Raw genomic sequence first — 18,335 nt, forward strand, 5'->3', positions numbered from 1 at the left:
CGGCTAATGTTGCGCCCCCCGTTTCGAGTGCCCCCGATGCCGCGCCCTGCCTGGTCCCTGTACGCCTACCAACTGATCGAGCCCGATGAGCAGCTCGACCTGTTTGCCTGCCAGGAAGTGCGCATCCACCTCGCCGCCCGCCAGCTCGAGCTCGGCGTGCCTGTCGACCGGACCTTGTGCGGTGGCCTGCTGCCCGCGCAGCCGCGCTGGTCGGGCGTCGAACGGGCCATCTACCGTGACGAGCGCCTGTGTGAGTTGTGCAAGGCAATCCTCGATGCCCAGCGGCGTGGCATGCGCCCGGTGTGGCCGGAACTCTGAGCGCCTTTCATCATCTGAAATGCTTGCGCCTCCCGCTTGTTTCGACGCGGGTGTACAATCGATTCCCTTGACTGACCTTTCGAAGGATTTCCCGGATGTTGCCGCGCTTTCCCGCCGTCACCCGTAGCCTGACCCTGGCCGCCTTGCTGGCGACAGGCCCCGCTGTTGCGCTGGAACTGCCGTTGCCACCCCCCGGTGAGGACGTCGTCGGCCAGGTCCACACCATCCAGGCCAAGTACGAAGACACCTTCGCCGACATCGGCACCGCCAACGACCTGGGCTACCTGGAGATGATCGCCGCCAACCCCGGCGTCGACCCGTGGCTGCCGGGCGCCGGTACCGAGATCATCCTGCCGACCCGCTACATCCTGCCGCCGGGGCCGCGTGAAGGCATCGTCATCAACCTGGCCGAGTACCGTCTCTACTACTACCCGAAAGGGCAGAACGTGGTGCATACCTTCCCGCTGGGTATTGGCCGCGAGGGCTGGGGGTCGCCGATCGCGAACACCAAGATCACCGCCAAGACGCCTAATCCGACCTGGACCCCGCCGGCCTCGATCCGTGCCGAGCACGCCGCCGATGGCGACATCCTGCCGACCGTGGTGCCGGCCGGGCCGGACAACCCGCTGGGTCCGTTCAAGTTCACCCTTGGGGTGCCGGGCTACCTGATCCATGGCTCTAACAAGAAGTTCGGCATCGGCATGCGCACCAGCCACGGCTGCTTCCGCATGCTCAACAACAATGTGCTGACGCTGTCGAAGATGGTCCCGGTGGGTACGCCGGTACGCATCATCAACGAGCCGTACAAGTTCGGTATCAGTGCCGGCAAAGTCTATCTGGAAGCCCACACGCCGCTGGACGATCACGGCAATCCGTCGGTGGTCGACAAGCACACCGCCGTCATCAACGCGCTGCTCAAGCGTGAAGACCTGGCCAACAACTTGCGCATGAACTGGGACATGGTTCGCGATGTGGTCGCTGCCGAAGATGGCATGCCGGTCGAGATCGCCGTGCCCACCAATGGTGCAAGCGCGCCGATGGTGTCGAGCATTCCACCGGAGTTGCAGTAAGCGATTGCCTGCGGGTAACTAACTAGCAGGGTACTTTTCGTACAATCCTAGGGGCCGCCTTGCGGCCCATCGCGAGAAAGGCCCGCTCCTACAGGTCGTGCGTTGCGCTGTAGGAGTGGGCCTTTCGTGCGGTGGGGGCGCAAAGCGGCCCCTGTTGTTTGGCCTTGCAGCAACAGGCTTTCTTCCAGGTAATAAAAAAGCCGACCCACAAGTGGGTCGGCTCCATAACAATCCGTGAGGATTATTACTTGCGGCTGGCTTTGTCCAGCATACGCAGAGCGCGCTCGTTGGCTTCGTCAGCGGTCTGCTGAGCCTTCTGAGCAGCTGCCAGAGCGTCGTCAGCTTTGCGGTAGGCTTCGTCTGCACGAGCCTGGGCGCGAGCTGCTGCGTCTTCGGTAGCAGTCAGGCGAGCTTCGGTTTCTTTGGATACGCTGCTGCAACCGGTAGCCAGAACTGCGGCCAGAGCCAGAGCAGAGAATTTCAGAACGTTGTTCATCGTGTTCCCCTTCAAGGACTTTCTATTAAATAGCCATCTCTCGGAAAAGAGAAACTGGCCGGCGTACATAGTACCCATTACTTGTAGTAAGTAAACTGACTGAGCGCAAGAACTGCAAAAAAAATGCTGCCGAGGCCTCCGGCGACGGGGTTTGTAAACAAACTGTGAAAACCACGGGCAGCGTTCGCAAGCGATTGTAGTACAGGAACTTTTTTGTTGAACTAAGGGTGACTTTAACTGTCGGTCAGCGTCTTAGCCCTACAACATCCGGTTGCTGTTGCCAGGCGGTGCAGACGTTGCTGTCAGCATTTTCATTCAGGGCAGCTTGAGCATTCTTGCTGGTGCCGCCTACTATTTGAGGGTGCCATCGGCGCAGAACGATCCAGGTCGCGCTGCTGTCCAAGGGGCAGCAGGTGGCGTAGGCTTTGTGCGAAAAGTCGCCGAGCGGCGATCAGGCAAGGCGAAAACAGGCGAGGAATGGCCGGGGTCGCGCCCGACTTGACTGAGTGTCAATGAGCATTCCGAACCTGTTTTCAACGCAGCATGATCGTCGCGCAGGCACTTTTAGCACAAAGCCTAGAGGTTCCTCCGCCGGATAAACCACATCGGTAAGGTAAGGGTCTGCCGACAAGACCTGCGAGGAGTAGTGATGAGCGAAACGCTGACCATCCACCATGACCAGGCCGGTCATCAGTTCGAGACCACCGTGGACGGTCACCGGGCTTACCTGACGTACATGGACCTGGGCAAGCAGACGCTGGATATCTATCGCACCTTCGTTCCCAACGCCCTGCGCGGGCGCGGGATTGCCGCCGCGCTGACCGAGAAGGCCCTGGAGTACGCCGAGCAGATGGGCTACACGGTCATCCCGTCGTGCTCCTATGTCGAGCGCTACATGGAGCGCCAGCAGCGGCATTCGAGCAAGGCCTGACCTGGCAGCACGCACACATGAAAACGCCGGGCATTGCCCGGCGTTTTCGTTTGCGCGATTTCTCAGCCGCGCTGACGCTTGGGCAGCACATCCTTGAGCTTGGCGTGCATGCTGCGCAGGGTCTTCTCGGTGGCGGCCCAGTCGATGCAGGCGTCGGTTACCGATACACCATACTGCAGCTCGTCGAGGTTCTTCGGAATGGCCTGGCAGCCCCAGTTCAGGTGGCTCTCGACCATCAGGCCGATGATCGACTGGTTGCCTTCAAGGATCTGGTTGGCCACGTTCTCCATGACCAGCGGCTGCAGGGCCGGATCCTTGTTGGAGTTGGCGTGGCTGCAGTCGACCATGATGTTCGGCTTGATCTTCGCCTTGGCCAAGTCCTGCTCGCACAGGGCGACGCTCACCGAGTCATAGTTGGGCTTGCCGTTGCCGCCGCGCAGTACCACGTGGCCGTAGGCGTTGCCCTTGGTGGTGACGATGGACACGCCACCTTCCTGGTTGATGCCCAGGAAGCGGTGCGGCTTGGACACCGACTGCAGGGCGTTGATCGCCACGGTCAGGCCGCCATCGGTACCGTTCTTGAAGCCGACCGCCGAGGACAGGCCGGAAGCCATCTCGCGGTGGGTCTGGGATTCGGTGGTGCGCGCGCCGATGGCCGACCAGCTGATCAGGTCCTGCAGATACTGCGGGGAGATCGGGTCAAGCGCTTCGGTGGCGGTGGGCAGGCCTTTTTCGGCCAGGTCCAGCAGCAGTTGGCGGCCGATGTGCAGGCCGTCCTGGATCTTGAACGAGTCATCCAGGTACGGGTCGTTGATCAGGCCTTTCCAGCCGACGGTGGTGCGCGGCTTCTCGAAATACACGCGCATGACCAGGTACAGGGTGTCGGAAACTTCCTCAGCCAGTACCTTCAGGCGCTCGGCGTACTCGTGGGCGGCCTTGATGTCGTGGATCGAGCACGGGCCGACCACCACGAACAGGCGATGGTCCTTGCCGTCGAGGATATTGCGCACCACTTCACGGCCGGCAGTCACGGTCTGCAGGGCCTTGGCGCTGAGGGGGATTTCCTTCTTGAGCTGATCAGGGGTGATCAAGGTCTCGTTGGAGGCAACGTTAAGGTCATCGATCGGTAAATCAGCCATCGTGTTACTCGTCAGGTCACGGGTGCCGGCCGCCAGCGATCCCCGTGCGGCCCAGCAGCAGATTGTTCGCAGCGGGGAGGCCGAACCTTAGCGCGTTAGCGGGGGCGCGACAATGGGCTGGGCCCCGTCGATACGGGGTTTTTGCCCGCCAAGCGGCATTTGGGCGCGAGCTCGCTGCCCGGCGGGACGATTTCACCGTGGCAGCGACACCTGGGTATAGTGGCTGACCAATAACAATGACTCTTGACCAGGAGCACTGCATGGCATCCCTCGACCCTCAGGTTGGCAAGCCCCGCATCGGCATCATCGGCAGCGGCGCAATTGGTGGCTTCTATGGCCTGATGCTGGCCCGCGCCGGTTTCGACGTACACTTTCTGCTGCGCAGTGAATACCAGGCCGTGCATGAGCAGGGGCTGCAGCTAGACAGCGCCGTGCATGGCCAGGTGCGCATGCCCGTGCAGGCCTACGCCTCTGCCGCCGACATGCCGCCTTGCGACTGGCTGCTGGTGGGGGCCAAGGCCACCAGCAATGCCGAGCTGGCGCCCTTGATCGTGCAAGCCGCAGCACCGCAGGCCAGGGTGGTATTGCTGCAGAACGGCCTTGGGGTCGAGGAGCAGCTGCGCCCGGCCTTGCGCCCGGACATGCACCTGCTGGGCGGGCTGTGCTTCATCTGTGTCAACCGCGAGCGCCCCGGGGTGATTCGTCACCAGTCGTTGGGCGCAGTGAACCTTGGCTATCACAGTGGGCCCGCACAAGATGACGCAGCGGTCGTGGTGGAGGAGGGCGCGGCGCTGTTCCGGGCTGCGGGCATCGACTCCCAGGCCATGGCCGACCTTGACCAGGCGCGGTGGCAGAAGCTGGTGTGGAACGTGCCCTACAACGGCCTTTCGGTGCTGCTGCAGGCCAGCACCACACCTTTGATGGGCGATGCCGACAGCCGTGCGCTGATCCAGGCGCTGATGGCCGAAGTGGTGGCGGGCGCCAAGGCCTGTGGCCGTGAGCTGCCGGCGGGCTACGCCGAGCACCTGTTCCGCGTCACCGAGAAGATGCCGGACTACTGGCCGAGCATGTACCACGACCATGCCTTGCAGCGGCCGCTGGAGCTGCAGGCGATCTACGCCGAACCCTTGGCCCGCGCACGCGCGGCGGGGTGTGAGTTGCCGCGCATGGAGGCCTTGTACCAGGCACTGGCGTTTCTCGATCGGCGTAACCGGCAGGCCTGAAAGCCGCGGCGGCTGTGCGCCGGACGGCCAGGCGACGGCCCATGGCGCTGCTAAGCTCAAGCTTGCTCTGCCGAAGCGGCAGTCGAGGAGGTCGAATGATCCGTTCCATGCTGTTCGCTACAGACCTCGGTGTTTACGCGCCCTTCGTCATGCAGCACGCCTTGGCCCTGGCGCGGACCTTCAACGCGGAGCTGTATGTGATTCATGCCGTGGAGCCCATGGGCCAGTTCGCCGAGTCCTTGCTGCAGAGCTACCTCGATGAGCAGACCCTCGATGCATTGCACAGTGAAGGCGTGACGACGGTCATGGCCAATATCGAGCAGCGGGTGCTGGAGAACTTTCGCGAGGAACTGGGCGAGGTCGCCGACCTGGCGCTGATCCGCGCGGTACGGGTGCGTCAAGGCGACCCGGCGCAGGTGATCCTCGAGCAGGCCCAGCGCCTGGCGGTCGACCTGCTGATCTTCGGCAGCCACAGCGCGGGGGCAGGGGTGGACGTGCCGATCGGTCGCACGGCGGTGCGGCTGCTGCAGCTGTCGCCGGTGCCGGTGTACATGGTGCCGTTGGCCCAGCATCTTGGGCGTAGGAAAGTGTGAGGCTGGCGGTAGGGCTTTTCCTGCGAACGTAACAAAATAGTTCTAGATTTATTTCTCTAGCCACTAATATAGTTATAACTCGTCGCTGCCGGCGCGCCGGTGACCTACCGCCTTTGAGGGATATCTATGAAGCTTCAGCAACTGCGCTACATCTGGGAAGTGGCGCACCATGACCTCAACGTTTCCGCGACGGCGCAGAGCCTGTACACCTCCCAGCCTGGGATCAGCAAGCAGATCCGCCTGCTCGAGGACGAGCTGGGCGTCGAAGTCTTCGCCCGCAGCGGCAAGCACCTGACCCGTGTCACCCCGGCGGGCGAGCGCATCATCAATACTGCAGGTGAGATCCTGCGCAAGGTCGAGAGCATCAAGCAGATTGCCCAGGAATTCTCCAACGAGAAGAAAGGCACCCTGTCGATCGCTACCACCCACACCCAGGCGCGCTATGCGCTGCCGCCGGTGATCAGCAATTTCATCAAGCAATACCCGGAAGTCGCCCTGCACATGCACCAGGGCTCGCCCATGCAGATCGCCGAGATGGCGGCTGACGGCACCGTCGATTTCGCCATCGCCACCGAGGCGCTGGAGCTGTTCGGCGACCTGATCATGATGCCGTGCTACAAGTGGAACCGTTGCGTGGTAGTGCCTCAGGGTCACCCGCTGACCAAGCTGCCGAAGCTGACCCTGGAGGCAGTGGCCGAGTATCCGATCGTCACCTATGTATTCGGCTTCACTGGCCGTTCCAAGCTCGACGAGGCGTTCAACCACCGTGGCCTGACGCCGAAGGTGGTGTTCACCGCGGCCGACGCCGACGTGATCAAGACTTATGTACGCCTGGGCCTGGGCGTGGGTATCGTCGCCAAGATGGCGGTGGACCCGAAGCTCGACAGCGACCTGGTGTGCCTGGATGCCAGCGAGTTGTTCGAGGCCAGCATCACCAAGATCGGCTTCCGTCGCGGCACCTTCCTGCGTGGCTTCATGTGCGACTTCATCGAGAAGTTCGCGCCGCACCTGACTCGCGAGGTGATGGCCAAGGCGATCCAGTGCCACAACAAGCAGGAGCTCGAAGAGCTGTTCGAGGGTGTCGAGCTGCCGGTGCACTGACCTGAAATAACCGGGGCCGCTTTGCGGCCCCAGTCGTTTATGCCTTGCTGATCAGGTTGCCCGCGTGCAACCCGCATTCCTTCTGGGTCGACTCCTCCCACCACCAACGTCCTTCGCGCTCATGCTGGTTCGGCAGCACCGGACGCGTGCACGGCTCGCAACCAATGCTGATGAAGCCACGCTCGTGCAGGCTGTTGTAGGGCAGCTCGAGCATGCGGATGTAGCCCCAGACTTCCTCGCTGGTCATCTGCGCCAACGGGTTGAACTTGTACAGGGGGCGTTCGGGAGTTGAGAAGGCGCTGTCGATCTCCAGCGCCGCCACCTGGCTGCGGGTGCCGGGGCTCTGGTCGCGACGCTGGCCGGTGGCCCAGGCACTGACGGTGGCCAGCTTGCGGCGCAACGGTTCGATCTTGCGGATGCCGCAGCACTCGCCGTGGCCGTCCTTGTAGAAGCTGAACAGGCCCTTTTCCTTGACGAACGGGTCGAGCTTGTCGCGGTCCGGGCTGAGGATTTCGATCGGCAGGTTGTACTGCTCGCGCACCTGGTCGATGAAGCGGTAGGTTTCCGGGTGCAAGCGACCGGTATCGAGGCTGAACACCTTGACCTGCTTGTTCAGCTTCCAGGCCATGTCCACCAGCACCACATCCTCGGCACCGCTGAAGGAGATCCACAGGTCGTCGCCGAAGTGTTCGAAGGCGAGCTTGAGGATCTCCTGCGGGGACTTGCTGGCGTAGGTCGCGGCCAGGGCGGCGACGTCGAAGGGTTGGCTCATCAGGCGGTTTCCATCGGGTGAGTGGCGCTGTGCGCTCGTAGTGATCAGATGGTAACAAAAAATGGCGGGGCAGACGCCTGGCGATCACAGGGCAAGCCCGCTCCCACGGAGCTCTACAAGGCTTGCAGCGTTTCCATCAGCACGCGCACCTTGGCGATCGACTCTTCGTATTCGGCCTGCCAATCCGAATCGGCCACCACCGCGCCACCGCCCCAGCAACTGACCTGGCCGTTCTTGACCAGCAGGCTGCGGATGGCGATCGAGCTGTCCATCTCGCCGCGCACGTCGAGGTACAGCAGCGAGCCGCAGTACAGCGCCCGGCGCGTCGGCTCCAGCTCGTCGATGATCTGCATGGCGCGGATCTTCGGCGCGCCGGTGATCGAGCCGCCGGGGAAGCTGCCGGCGATCAGGTCCAGGGCGTCCTTGCCGGCGGCCAGCTGGCCGACCACGCTGCTGACCAGGTGATGGACGTTGGGGTAGCTCTCCAGGCTGAACAGCTCCGGCACCTTCACCGAGCCGGTCTGGCAGGTGCGGCCGATATCGTTGCGCAGCAGGTCGACGATCATCAGGTTTTCCGAGCGGTCCTTGGGGCTGGCCAGCAGCTCGGCGGCGTTGCGGGCGTCCTCGGCCGGGTCGGCGGCGCGTGGGCGAGTGCCCTTGATCGGGCGGGTCTCGACCTCGCCCTGGCTGACACGGATGAAGCGCTCGGGCGAAAAGCTCAGCAGCGCCGTGCCTTCATCCAGCTGCTGGTAGCCGGAGAACGGCGTCGGGCAGGCGGCGCGCAGGGCCTGGTAGGCGCGCCATGGGTCGCCCTGGCAGGGGGCGCGAAAGCGCTGGGTGAGGTTGATCTGGTAGCAGTCGCCGGCCTGGATGTAGCGCTGCACCTGGTCGAACGCTGCCCGGTACTGCTCGGGGCGAAGATCGCCGGTCATGGGCGCTAGCAGGTGGAAGTCACCGCTATCGCCCGAGGTGCTGGCCTCGAACAACGCGATGAGCCGTTGCCGTTCGTCCTCAGGTAGGCCCGGGTGGAACACCAGCTGGCTGCTGCACAGCCGATGGTCGGACACCAGTGCCCAGGCATACAGCCCCAGGCGGGCGTCGGGCAGGCCGAGGTCGTCGACCGCGTGTGTCGGCAATTGCTCCAGGCGCCGGCCAAAGTCGTAGCTCAGGTAGCCGATCAGGCCGCCGGCGAACGGCAGCTCGAAGCCCTCGGGCAGTCGGGCTTCCCCAAGGTCCGCCAGTGCCTGGCGCAGGCGCTGCAGGTAAGCCTGGCCGTCCTCATCGCTGCGTGCCTGCAGCTGTTGCAGGGGCCAGGCGCTGAGCAGGTCGTAGCGACCGCGTTCGGCACCCGGACGGGCGCTGTCGAGCAGGATCGCGCCGGGCGCGCGGCGCAGGCGTTCGAAGTAGAAGGCGGGGTCGGGCTGGTAGGGCAGGGGGTGCAGCGTACAGGTCGGCATCAGAGTGGACGGCGATGAAAAAGCGAGGAGGGCGATTGTAGACCTGTGGGGGGGATGCGCCTAGCGCTGGCAGCGACATTCGCATGTTGTGTCTCGCCTCGGAGTCGCTATGCGACCCATTCGCCGCGGTTCGTCGTCACGACAAGCCGGCTCCCACAGGTGGTGTGTAATCCTTGTGGGAACTGGCTTGTCGTGGCGACGAACCGCAAAGGGCTGCAGAGCAGCCCCGAGCATCACTGCGGATGAACGTGTCCGAACAGGCCTTGCGAGACCTTCACGCGCTGCTCGGCATCCTCGCTGCGACCTTCCTTGGCCAGCATCTCCAGGTGCGCCTCGATGGCGTGGGTACGTTGCGTGAGCCCGCAGTCGTTGGCGATCTGGATGTTCAGGCCGGGGCGGGCGTTGAGCTCGAGGATCAGCGGGCCCTTGTCCTGGTCCAGCACCATGTCCACACCGATGTAGCCCAGGCCGCACAGCTCGTAGCAGCTGGCGGCAAGCTTCATGAAGCCGTCCCAGTTCGGCAGTTGCACGCCGTCCACCGCGTTGGTGGTGTCGGGGTGCTTGCTGATGATCTTGTTCAGCCAGGTGCCGCGCAGTGTCAGGCCGGTGGCCAGGTCCACGCCGACGCCGATGGCGCCCTGGTGCAGGTTGGCCTTGCCGCCGGACTGGCGGGTCGGCAAGCGCAGCATGGCCATTACCGGGTAGCCCATCAGCACGATGATGCGGATGTCGGGCACGCCCTCGTAGCTGATGCTCTTGAAGATCTGGTCCGGAGTGACCCGGTACTCGATCAGTGCGCGGTCGCGGTGCCCGCCCAGCGAATACAGGCCGGTAAGGATGCTGGAGATCTGGTGCTCGATCTCCTCGTGGCTGATGATCTTGCCCGAAACCGTGCGGTAGCGGTCCTCGAAGCGGTCGGCGATCACCAGGATGCCGTCACCGCCGGCGCCCTGGGCCGGCTTGATGACGAAGTCGCTGCGCCCGCCGATGATCTCGTCGAGCTTCTCGATCTGCTTCTCGGTCTCGATGATGCCGTACATCTCCGGCACATGGATGCCGGCCGCCAGGGCGCGTTCCTTGGTGATGATCTTGTCGTCGACGATCGGGTACAGGTGGCGCTTGTTGTACTTCAACACGTAGTCCGCGTTGCGCCGGTTGATACCCATGATGCCCCGGGCCTCCAGGGCTTTCCACGTCTTGATCAGGCCGAACATCAGGCGTCAGCCTTCTTCAAAAATGCCTTGAAGCGCACGAGCTCGGTCAGGCGGTAGCCGCGGTAGCGACCCATCGCCAGCATGAAGCCCACCAGGATCAGCAGCACCGCCGGGAAGGTGAAGACGAAGTACACGGCTTCCGGCACGGTCATCAGCAGGTGCGCGATGGAGGCGGCGAACAGGGTGCCGACGGCCACTTTCATGGCATGGCCGCCGCCACGTTCTTCCCAGGTGATCGACAGGCGTTCGATGGTCATGGTCAGGATCACCATCGGGAACAGCGCCACCGACAGCCCGCGCTCCAGGCCCAGCTTGTGGCTGAACAGGCTGATGGCGGCGATCAGCACCACGACGAAGGTCAGCACCACCGACAGGCGCGGCAGCATCTGCAGCTTGAGGTGTTCCAGGTACGAGCGCAGCGACAGGCCCAGGGCGGTGATCACCGTGAACAGGATGATGCCGAAGCCCAGTTGTGTCTCGCGGAAGGCCAGGGCGATCAGCACCGGGGTGAAGGTGCCCAGGGTCTGGATGCCGATCAGGTTGCGCAGCACCAGGATCACCAGCACGCCGATCGGGATCATCACCATGATCATGAAGGTCTGCTGGGTCTGCAGCGGCAGGCCGTACAGCGAGTATTCGAGGAAGTCGGCGTCGGTGTTCTCGTCGGTCAGCTTGGCCAGGCGGATGGCGTTCATCTCGCTGTTGTTCATGCTGAAGGTGACGGTGGCCTTCTTGCCGCCATCGACGGTGATCAGGTTGTCGTCGCCGGTCCACCACAGCAGGCGGTCGCTGGGCAGGCCTTGCTCGCCGGTCTCCGGGTTGAAGTACAGCCAGTCGTTGCCGTTGAAGCTGCGCAGCCACAGTTCAGGGCTCTGCGGGGTGTCGGCCACCAGACGGATGGTGTGGACCTTCTCCAGCGGGACGTGGGCAATGGACAGCAGCAGGTCGATGACCTGGGCTTTCTTCAGCGGCGAGTTGTCGCCGGCCAGCAGCAGCTTGGCGTTGTCGTCGTTGGCGTTGTTGACCCGCTTGATGGTCTCGCTGACGAAGGTCTCGACGTCGGCCGAGTGCTGGCGGATCGGTGCCATCAGTGCTTCGGCGGCGATTTTCTCCGGGCCTTCGACGGCCAGGCTGTCGCGGAAGGTCGGGCCCTTGATCTTGGCTTTCTCGGTGCTGTAGCGCTTGGTCAGCACCAGACGGTAGTAGAGGGTCTGGTTGCCGCTGGCGCGACGGGCCGACCAGGTGACCTTGCGGTTGCCGTCGGCGCGGTTGACGCTGACCCCGTAGTTGTTGGAGATGAAGCTCTCGTTGAGGCTCACGTAGTCACGGTTCAGCGGGGGCACGAACATCTGCACCTTGACCGGGTCCTTGGCGCTGGCGACGAACTCGACCTTGGCGTCGATGTTCCACAGGTCATCGGTCTCGTCCTCGGTCACCGGGATGCCGAGGGCGAAGATCTGGTAGGCCGTGATCGCGATGCCCAGCACCACCAGGACGGTGATCAGGACTTTCAGGTGGAGGGTAAGAGAGCGCATCGGAATTACTCTGCTTTGGGAGCTTCGGTGGCACAGGCAGGTTTGCCGGCCGCGTATTTAAGGCTTGGGTCGACCAGCGCACCGAAGTGCTTGAGGGCCTCGGAGCCGATCAGCAGCGGGAACTGGAAGGCGCTGCGGTCGGTGAGGTTGACCTCGATGGTGCGTCGCGTCTGGCCCATGCAGATGTCGAGTTCGATGACTGGACGGGCAGTGTAGGCCTTGCCCGAGTCGGCGTCATAGTCCCCGGCGCGGCGCTTGATCTTGCTGACGCGGGCCAGGGGGCGTTCGATGGGGTGCTTGTGCGCGGCGTCGATGGCCAGGTAGAAGCGCACCCAGCTCTCGCCGTTGCGCTTGAAGCGCTTGATGTCGCGGGCACTGAGCGAGGCGGTCTTGGCGCCGGTATCGAGCTTGGCTGCCACTTCCAGGTCAAGGTCGCCCAGGCGGGCGTATTCGTTGAGACCGTACACGGTCTTTTCGGCCGCGGGCGCGAGTGCCGGCAGCAGGGTCAGGCAGAGCAGCAATGAAGCGGGTTTGAGTCTCATAATCCTGGCGCGGTGCTGTGCAAAGTTCAGGGCAAGGCGACTGGCCAAGCGTCCTCATTGATCTGTCATGGGCATGAAATGATGACAGACACACTATCCATGCTCCCGAAGGAGCGCGGCATTCTATCACGCCGGTGCCTTGACGCCAGCGCGCCCGCGATCTGACCGCGGCGAGGCTTGGTTAGTTCGTTATTAGACGATTGTCGACAATGTTCTTTTTGTCTTTGACTGCGACTGTCAATTTAGCTAGTTTTGCCGTCATTGATTTGCAAGGTGTCGACAATCATGCTGGATGTATCCCAGGCCGTGGCAGTGCCGCAGGACGAGACCGAGACCCTCTCGGAGCATGTCTTCCGGCGTATCCAGGCCGCCATCGTCAAGGGCGAGATAGCCCCCGGCAGCAAGATTTCCGAGCCTGAGCTTGCGCGTACCTACGGCATCAGCCGCGGCCCGCTGCGCGAGGCCATCCACCGTCTCGAAGGCCAGCGCCTGCTGGTGCGCGTGCCGCATGTCGGCGCCCGGGTGGTATCGCTGAGCCACGCCGAGCTGATCGAGCTGTATGAAATCCGTGAGTCGCTGGAAGGCATGGCCTGCCGCCTGGCCGCCGAGCGCATGAGCCAGGCCGCCATCGACGAACTGCGCCATGTGCTCGATACCCATGAGCGCGATGCCGCGTTCCAGGCCGGGCAGGGCTACTACCAGCAGGAAGGCGACTACGACTTCCACTACCGGATCATCCAGGGCAGCGGCAACCAGACCTTGTACAAGATGCTCTGCGGCGAGCTGTACCAGCTGGTGCGCATGTACCGCATCCAGTTCTCCTCCACGCCCAACCGCCCGCGCCAGGCCTTCGCCGAGCACCACCGTATCCTCGATGCCATCGAAGCCCGCGACGGTGAGCTTGCAGAACTCCTGATGCGCCGCCACATCGGCGCGTCCAAACGCAATATCGAGCGCCATTACCAAGGTGCCGACAACAATAGCCCACGAGGTGAGTCATGACAGTGAAGAGCACGCCCGGCCAGCGTTTCCGTGACGCGGTCGCCGCCGAACATCCGCTGCAGGTGGTCGGGACCATCAACGCCAACCACGCCCTGCTGGCCAAGCGCGCCGGTTTCAAGGCCATCTACCTCTCCGGTGGCGGTGTCGCTGCCGGCTCCCTGGGCCTGCCGGACCTGGGCATCAGCGGCCTGGACGACGTGCTCACCGATGTGCGCCGCATCACCGATGTGTGCGACCTGCCGCTGCTGGTGGATGTCGACACCGGCTTCGGCGCCTCGGCCTTCAACGTCGCCCGCACCGTCAAGTCGATGAGCAAGTTCGGCGCCGCCGCCATCCATATCGAGGACCAGGTCGGCGCCAAGCGCTGCGGCCACCGCCCGAACAAGGAGATCGTCTCGCAACAGGAGATGGTCGACCGCATCAAGGCGGCCGTGGATGCCCGCAGCGACGACAGCTTCGTGATCATGGCGCGCACCGACGCCCTGGCGGTGGAGGGTCTGAACGCCGCCCTGGACCGTGCCGCCGCCTGCATCGAGGCTGGCGCCGACATGATCTTCCCTGAAGCGATCACCGAATTGCACATGTACAAGACCTTCGCCGACCGGGTGAAGGCGCCGATCCTGGCCAATATCACCGAGTTCGGCGCCACGCCGCTGTACACCACCGAGGAACTGGCCTCGGTCGACGTGTCGCTGGTGCTCTATCCGCTGTCGGCCTTCCGCGCCATGAACAAGGCGGCCGAGAACGTCTACACCGCGCTGCGCCGCGACGGCACCCAGAAGAACGTGATCGACACCATGCAGACCCGCATGGAGCTCTACGATGCCATCGGCTACCACGCCTTCGAGCAGAGCCTCGATGCATTGTTCGCCCAGAAAAAAGGTTGAGGCCGTGAGGGCCTCATCGCTGGCAAGCCAGCTCCCACAGGATTGCGCAAGCCTGCTTTTTGTGGGAGCCGGCTTGCCGGCGATAGGCCGGTACAGCCACCCGGATTAGCCAGAAAGACTTCGATAACAAATTCAAGAAAGGAGAAACACCATGGCCGAAGCAAAAGTACTCAGTGGCGCGGGCCTGCGTGGCCAGGTGGCCGGGCAGACCGCGCTGTCGACCGTCGGCCAGGCCGGCGCCGGCCTGACCTACCGCGGCTATGACGTGCGCGACCTGGCCGCAGGCGCCGAGTTCGAGGAAGTGGCCTACCTGCTGCTCTACGGCGAGCTGCCGAGCAAGGCCGAGCTTGCCGACTACAAGCGCAAGCTCAAGGGGCTGCGCGACCTGCCGCAAGCGCTGAAGGAAGTGCTCGAGCGCATCCCGCGCGATGCACACCCGATGGACGTGATGCGTACCGGGTGCTCGGTGCTTGGCACCCTGGAGCCGGAGCTGACCTTCGACGCCCAGCGCGACAAGACCGACCGCCTGCTGGCGCTGTTCCCGGCGGTGATGTGCTACTGGTACCGCTACACCCACCACGGCGTGCGCATCGACTGCAGCAGCGACGAAGACACCCTCGGCGGCCACTTCCTGCACCTGCTGCACGGCAAAAAGCCCAGCGAGCTGCACGTCAAGGTGATGAACGTGTCGCTGATCCTTTACGCCGAGCACGAATTCAACGCCTCGACCTTCACCGCCCGGGTCTGCGCCTCGACCCTGTCCGACCTGTACTCCTGCGTGACCGCCGCCATCGGCTCGCTGCGCGGCCCGCTGCACGGTGGTGCCAACGAGGCGGCCATGGAACTGATCGAGCGCTTCCAGAGCCCGCAGGAAGCCACTGCCGAGCTGCTGCGCATGCTCGAGCGCAAGGACAAGATCATGGGCTTCGGTCATGCCATCTACAAAGAGTCCGACCCGCGCAACGAAGTGATCAAGGGCTGGGCCAAGCAGTTGGCCGACGAAGTGGGCGACAAGGTCCTGTACCCGGTTTCCGAAGCCATCGACAAGACCATGTGGGAGCAGAAGCGCCTGTTCCCCAACGCCGACTTCTACCACGCCTCGGCGTACCACTTCATGGGCATCCCGACCAAGCTGTTCACCCCGATCTTCGTCTGCTCGCGCCTGACCGGCTGGGCCGCGCACGTGTTCGAGCAGCGCGCCAACAACCGCATCATCCGCCCGAGCGCCGAGTACGTCGGCGTCGAGCAGCGCCAGTTCGTGCCGATCGAGCAGCGCTGAGGCAACGACCGCTGGGGCTGCCATGCAGCCCTTTCGCCGGCAAGCCGGCTCCCACAATGTCCATGCGTTGCTGTGGGAGCCGGCTTGCCGGCGATGGGGTGCGCAGCGCCCCCAAGGCCTGACCTGCAAACCGAATACCGTGAGCCCGATAACGATATGAACACCGCATTCCGCAAGAACCTGCCAGGCACCGCCCTGGACTACTTCGACGCCCGTGCCGCGGTCGAGGCGATCAAGCCCGGCGCTTACGACGGCCTGCCGTATACCTCCCGCGTACTGGCCGAAAACCTGGTGCGCCGCTGCGATCCGGCCACCCTCGATGCATCGCTCGAGCAACTGATCGAGCGCAAGCGCGACCTCGACTTCCCCTGGTTCCCGGCCCGCGTGGTGTGTCACGACATCCTTGGCCAGACCGCCCTGGTCGACCTCGCCGGGCTGCGTGACGCCATCGCCGACAAAGGCGGCGACCCGGCCGCGGTCAATCCGGTGGTGCCGGTGCAACTGATCGTCGACCATTCGCTGGCCGTGGAATGCGGTGGCTTCGACCCGCAGGCGTTCGACAAGAACCGCGCTATCGAAGACCGCCGCAACGAAGACCGTTTCCACTTCATCAACTGGACCAAACAGGCATTCAAGAACGTCGACGTGATCCAGCCGGGCAACGGCATCATGCACCAGATCAACCTGGAGAAGATGTCGCCGGTAATCCACAACGACCGCGGCCTGGCCTACCCCGACACCTGCGTCGGCACCGACAGCCATACGCCGCATGTCGACGCCCTGGGCGTGATCGCCATCGGTGTCGGTGGCCTGGAGGCCGAAAACGTCATGCTCGGCCGCGCCTCGTGGATGCGCCTGCCGGAGATCGTCGGCGTCGAGCTGACCGGGCGCCTGGCGCCGAACATCACCGCTACCGACCTGGTACTGGCCCTGACCGAGTTCCTGCGCAAGCAGAAGGTGGTCGGCGCCTACCTCGAATTCCACGGTGCCGGCGCCAGCGCGCTGACCCTGGGCGACCGTGCCACCATCTCCAACATGGCCCCGGAGTACGGCGCCACCGCGGCGATGTTCGCCATCGACCAACAGACCATCGACTACCTCAAGCTGACCGGCCGCGATGACCAGCAGGTGCAGTTGGTGGAAACCTACGCCAAGGTCGCCGGCCTGTGGGCCGACAGCCTGGCCAAGGCCGAGTATGAGCGCACCCTGAGCTTCGACCTGTCGAGCGTGGTGCGTAACATGGCTGGCCCGTCCAACCCGCACGCGCGCGTGGCCACCAGCGACCTGGCGGCCAAGGGCATTGCCGGGCAATGGCAGGAAGTACCGGGGCAGATGCCGGACGGCGCGGTGATCATCGCCGCCATCACCAGCTGCACCAACACCAGCAACCCGCGCAACGTGATCGCCGCTGGCCTCATCGCCCGCAACGCCAACAAGCTTGGCCTGGTGCGCAAGCCGTGGGTCAAGTCGTCGCTGGCGCCGGGCTCCAAGGCGGTGCAGCTGTACCTGAAGGAAGCCGGCCTCGAGCACGAACTGGAGCAATTGGGCTTCGGCATCGTCGCCTTCGCCTGCACCACCTGCAACGGCATGTCCGGCGCGCTCGACCCGGTGATCCAGCAGGAGATCATCGATCGCGACCTGTACGCCACCGCCGTGCTGTCGGGCAACCGCAACTTCGACGGGCGTATCCACCCCTACGCCAAGCAGGCGTTCCTCGCGTCGCCGCCGCTGGTGGTGGCCTACGCCATCGCCGGTACCATCCGTTTCGACATCGAGAAGGACGTGCTGGGCGTGGTCGACGGCAAGAAAATCCGCCTCAAGGACATCTGGCCGAGCGATGAAGAGATCGACGCCGTGGTGCGCGCCTCGGTCAAGCCCGAGCAGTTCCGCCAGGTGTACATCCCGATGTTCGCCATCGAGGAAGACAAGGGGCCGAAGGTCGCGCCGCTGTACGACTGGCGTCCGATGAGCACCTACATCCGCCGCCCGCCGTACTGGGAGGGCGCCCTGGCCGGTGAGCGTACCCTGCGCGGCATGCGCCCGCTGGCGGTGCTGCCGGACAACATCACCACCGACCACCTGTCGCCGTCCAACGCCATCCTGCTCGATAGCGCCGCCGGTGAATACCTGGCGAAGATGGGCCTGCCGGAGGAAGACTTCAACTCCTACGCCACCCACCGTGGCGACCACCTGACCGCGCAGCGCGCCACCTTCGCCAACCCCAAGCTGTTCAACGAGATGGTGCGCAAGGACGACGGCAGCGTGAAGCAGGGTTCGCTGGCGCGCATCGAGCCGGAAGGCAAGGTGACCCGCATGTGGGAGGCCATCGAGACCTACATGCAGCGCAAGCAGCCGCTGATCATCGTCGCCGGAGCCGACTACGGCCAGGGGTCGTCCCGTGACTGGGCGGCCAAGGGCGTGCGTCTGGCGGGCGTCGAGGCGATCGTCGCCGAAGGCTTCGAGCGCATCCACCGTACCAACCTGGTGGGCATGGGCGTGCTGCCGCTGGAGTTCAAGGCGGGCACCGACCGCAACACCCTGGGCCTGGACGGCAGCGAGACCTATGACGTGCTGGGCGAGCGCAAGCCGCGGGCGACGCTGACCCTGGTGGTCACGCGGCGCAACGGCGAGCGTGTCGAGGTGCCGGTGACCTGCCGCCTGGATACCGCCGAAGAGGTGTCGATCTATGAGGCGGGTGGGGTGTTGCAGCGCTTTGCCCAGGACTTCCTGGAAGGCACGGCCTGAATAAGCGGGGCCGCTGAGCGGCCCTTTCGCC

17 protein-coding genes are annotated in these 18,335 nt (G+C 64.2%); 10 read left to right on the forward strand and 7 right to left on the reverse strand.

The genetic code is table 11. The features are described 5' to 3' along the window. The first annotated feature begins 36 nt into the window (after positions 1–36). On the forward strand, positions 37–318 hold the full coding sequence (locus CCOS191_RS09090; RefSeq protein ID WP_046854904.1) for a hypothetical protein: 282 nt from the start codon (positions 37–39) through the stop codon (positions 316–318). A gap of 95 nt (positions 319–413) precedes the next feature. Next, positions 414–1,388: a L,D-transpeptidase family protein gene (locus CCOS191_RS09095; protein WP_046854905.1), complete on the forward strand. Its 975-nt coding sequence runs from the start codon at positions 414–416 to the stop codon at positions 1,386–1,388. 244 nt (positions 1,389–1,632) lie between these two features. Here the strand turns inward: CCOS191_RS09095 and oprI are convergent, their stop codons facing one another. Continuing rightward, complete coding sequence (gene oprI, locus CCOS191_RS09100; RefSeq protein WP_003259780.1) at positions 1,633–1,884, reverse strand: outer membrane lipoprotei OprI; 252 nt, start codon at positions 1,882–1,884, stop codon at positions 1,633–1,635. Between the two features lie 649 nt (positions 1,885–2,533). On the opposite strand from oprI, the gene CCOS191_RS09105 reads away from it, so the two are divergent. Continuing rightward, positions 2,534–2,815 (forward strand): GNAT family N-acetyltransferase, encoded by a 282-nt coding sequence (locus CCOS191_RS09105; RefSeq protein WP_031315036.1) that lies wholly within the window; start codon positions 2,534–2,536, stop codon positions 2,813–2,815. A 62-nt stretch (positions 2,816–2,877) separates the two neighbouring features. Here the strand turns inward: CCOS191_RS09105 and CCOS191_RS09110 are convergent, their stop codons facing one another. Then, positions 2,878–3,954, reverse strand: coding sequence for a 3-deoxy-7-phosphoheptulonate synthase (locus tag CCOS191_RS09110; RefSeq protein ID WP_011533136.1), 1,077 nt, complete (start codon positions 3,952–3,954; stop codon positions 2,878–2,880). Between the two features lie 260 nt (positions 3,955–4,214). On the opposite strand from CCOS191_RS09110, the gene CCOS191_RS09115 reads away from it, so the two are divergent. From CCOS191_RS09115 to cysB, 3 genes are all read left to right on the forward strand, one after another. Then, positions 4,215–5,177, forward strand: a complete 963-nt coding sequence (locus tag CCOS191_RS09115) for a putative 2-dehydropantoate 2-reductase (RefSeq protein WP_046854906.1) — start codon at positions 4,215–4,217, stop codon at positions 5,175–5,177. A 95-nt stretch (positions 5,178–5,272) separates the two neighbouring features. Continuing rightward, a complete protein-coding gene (locus CCOS191_RS09120) occupies positions 5,273–5,770 on the forward strand; it encodes a universal stress protein (protein WP_046854907.1) in 498 nt (165 codons plus the stop codon). Positions 5,771–5,896: 126 nt separating this feature from the next. Then, a complete protein-coding gene (gene cysB, locus CCOS191_RS09125) occupies positions 5,897–6,871 on the forward strand; it encodes an HTH-type transcriptional regulator CysB (RefSeq protein WP_011533140.1) in 975 nt (324 codons plus the stop codon). 37 nt (positions 6,872–6,908) lie between these two features. Here cysB and CCOS191_RS09130 read toward each other — a convergent pair whose 3' ends face one another. From CCOS191_RS09130 to rloA, 5 genes are all read right to left on the reverse strand, one after another. Beyond that, positions 6,909–7,643, reverse strand: a complete 735-nt coding sequence (locus tag CCOS191_RS09130) for a phosphoadenylyl-sulfate reductase (protein WP_046854908.1) — start codon at positions 7,641–7,643, stop codon at positions 6,909–6,911. A 113-nt stretch (positions 7,644–7,756) separates the two neighbouring features. Continuing rightward, entirely contained in the window at positions 7,757–9,100 is a 1,344-nt protein-coding gene (pabB, locus tag CCOS191_RS09135) for an aminodeoxychorismate synthase component I (RefSeq protein WP_046854909.1), read from the reverse strand. Between the two features lie 233 nt (positions 9,101–9,333). Next, positions 9,334–10,314 carry an alpha-L-glutamate ligase-like protein gene (locus tag CCOS191_RS09140; RefSeq protein WP_038706442.1) on the reverse strand — a complete coding sequence of 327 codons (981 nt, stop codon included), beginning with the start codon at positions 10,312–10,314 and terminating at the stop codon, positions 9,334–9,336. Beyond that, positions 10,314–11,849: an osmotic stress tolerance membrane protein RloB gene (gene rloB, locus CCOS191_RS09145; RefSeq protein ID WP_046854910.1), complete on the reverse strand. Its 1,536-nt coding sequence runs from the start codon at positions 11,847–11,849 to the stop codon at positions 10,314–10,316. The genes CCOS191_RS09140 and rloB overlap by 1 nt, the downstream gene beginning before the upstream one ends. 5 nt (positions 11,850–11,854) lie before the next feature. Beyond that, positions 11,855–12,391 (reverse strand): retropepsin-like aspartic peptidase RloA, encoded by a 537-nt coding sequence (gene rloA / locus CCOS191_RS09150; protein ID WP_023629916.1) that lies wholly within the window; start codon positions 12,389–12,391, stop codon positions 11,855–11,857. Between the two features lie 285 nt (positions 12,392–12,676). Between rloA and CCOS191_RS09155 the strand changes: the two genes are divergently transcribed. The 4 genes from CCOS191_RS09155 to acnD all read left to right on the forward strand — a co-directional run bounded on the left by CCOS191_RS09155 (position 12,677) and on the right by acnD (position 18,304). Beyond that, positions 12,677–13,393 carry a GntR family transcriptional regulator gene (locus CCOS191_RS09155; RefSeq protein ID WP_023629917.1) on the forward strand — a complete coding sequence of 239 codons (717 nt, stop codon included), beginning with the start codon at positions 12,677–12,679 and terminating at the stop codon, positions 13,391–13,393. Beyond that, on the forward strand, positions 13,390–14,280 hold the full coding sequence (gene prpB / locus CCOS191_RS09160) for a methylisocitrate lyase (RefSeq protein WP_038706441.1): 891 nt from the start codon (positions 13,390–13,392) through the stop codon (positions 14,278–14,280). Before CCOS191_RS09155 ends, prpB begins: the two co-directional genes overlap by 4 nt. 151 nt (positions 14,281–14,431) lie before the next feature. Further along, positions 14,432–15,559, forward strand: a complete 1,128-nt coding sequence (gene prpC, locus CCOS191_RS09165; protein WP_046854911.1) for a bifunctional 2-methylcitrate synthase/citrate synthase — start codon at positions 14,432–14,434, stop codon at positions 15,557–15,559. Between the two features lie 156 nt (positions 15,560–15,715). Continuing rightward, complete coding sequence (acnD, locus tag CCOS191_RS09170) at positions 15,716–18,304, forward strand: Fe/S-dependent 2-methylisocitrate dehydratase AcnD (RefSeq protein ID WP_046854912.1); 2,589 nt, start codon at positions 15,716–15,718, stop codon at positions 18,302–18,304. The last annotated feature ends 31 nt before the right edge of the window (positions 18,305–18,335 follow it).

It is taken from the genome of Pseudomonas sp. CCOS 191, assembly GCF_001007005.1.
Taxonomy (GTDB): Bacteria; Pseudomonadota; Gammaproteobacteria; order Pseudomonadales; family Pseudomonadaceae; genus Aquipseudomonas; species Aquipseudomonas soli.

Coding starts and splice junctions, on each gene's coding strand:
- CCOS191_RS09090 (WP_046854904.1), top strand. CDS start 37: ATGCCGCGCCCTGCCTGGTCCCTGTACGCCTACCAACTGATCGAGCCC.
- CCOS191_RS09095 (WP_046854905.1), top strand. CDS start 414: ATGTTGCCGCGCTTTCCCGCCGTCACCCGTAGCCTGACCCTGGCCGCC.
- oprI (WP_003259780.1), bottom strand. CDS start 1,884: ATGAACAACGTTCTGAAATTCTCTGCTCTGGCTCTGGCCGCAGTTCTG.
- CCOS191_RS09105 (WP_031315036.1), top strand. CDS start 2,534: ATGAGCGAAACGCTGACCATCCACCATGACCAGGCCGGTCATCAGTTC.
- CCOS191_RS09110 (WP_011533136.1), bottom strand. CDS start 3,954: ATGGCTGATTTACCGATCGATGACCTTAACGTTGCCTCCAACGAGACC.
- CCOS191_RS09115 (WP_046854906.1), top strand. CDS start 4,215: ATGGCATCCCTCGACCCTCAGGTTGGCAAGCCCCGCATCGGCATCATC.
- CCOS191_RS09120 (WP_046854907.1), top strand. CDS start 5,273: ATGATCCGTTCCATGCTGTTCGCTACAGACCTCGGTGTTTACGCGCCC.
- cysB (WP_011533140.1), top strand. CDS start 5,897: ATGAAGCTTCAGCAACTGCGCTACATCTGGGAAGTGGCGCACCATGAC.
- CCOS191_RS09130 (WP_046854908.1), bottom strand. CDS start 7,643: ATGAGCCAACCCTTCGACGTCGCCGCCCTGGCCGCGACCTACGCCAGC.
- pabB (WP_046854909.1), bottom strand. CDS start 9,100: ATGCCGACCTGTACGCTGCACCCCCTGCCCTACCAGCCCGACCCCGCC.
- CCOS191_RS09140 (WP_038706442.1), bottom strand. CDS start 10,314: ATGTTCGGCCTGATCAAGACGTGGAAAGCCCTGGAGGCCCGGGGCATC.
- rloB (WP_046854910.1), bottom strand. CDS start 11,849: ATGCGCTCTCTTACCCTCCACCTGAAAGTCCTGATCACCGTCCTGGTG.
- rloA (WP_023629916.1), bottom strand. CDS start 12,391: ATGAGACTCAAACCCGCTTCATTGCTGCTCTGCCTGACCCTGCTGCCG.
- CCOS191_RS09155 (WP_023629917.1), top strand. CDS start 12,677: ATGCTGGATGTATCCCAGGCCGTGGCAGTGCCGCAGGACGAGACCGAG.
- prpB (WP_038706441.1), top strand. CDS start 13,390: ATGACAGTGAAGAGCACGCCCGGCCAGCGTTTCCGTGACGCGGTCGCC.
- prpC (WP_046854911.1), top strand. CDS start 14,432: ATGGCCGAAGCAAAAGTACTCAGTGGCGCGGGCCTGCGTGGCCAGGTG.
- acnD (WP_046854912.1), top strand. CDS start 15,716: ATGAACACCGCATTCCGCAAGAACCTGCCAGGCACCGCCCTGGACTAC.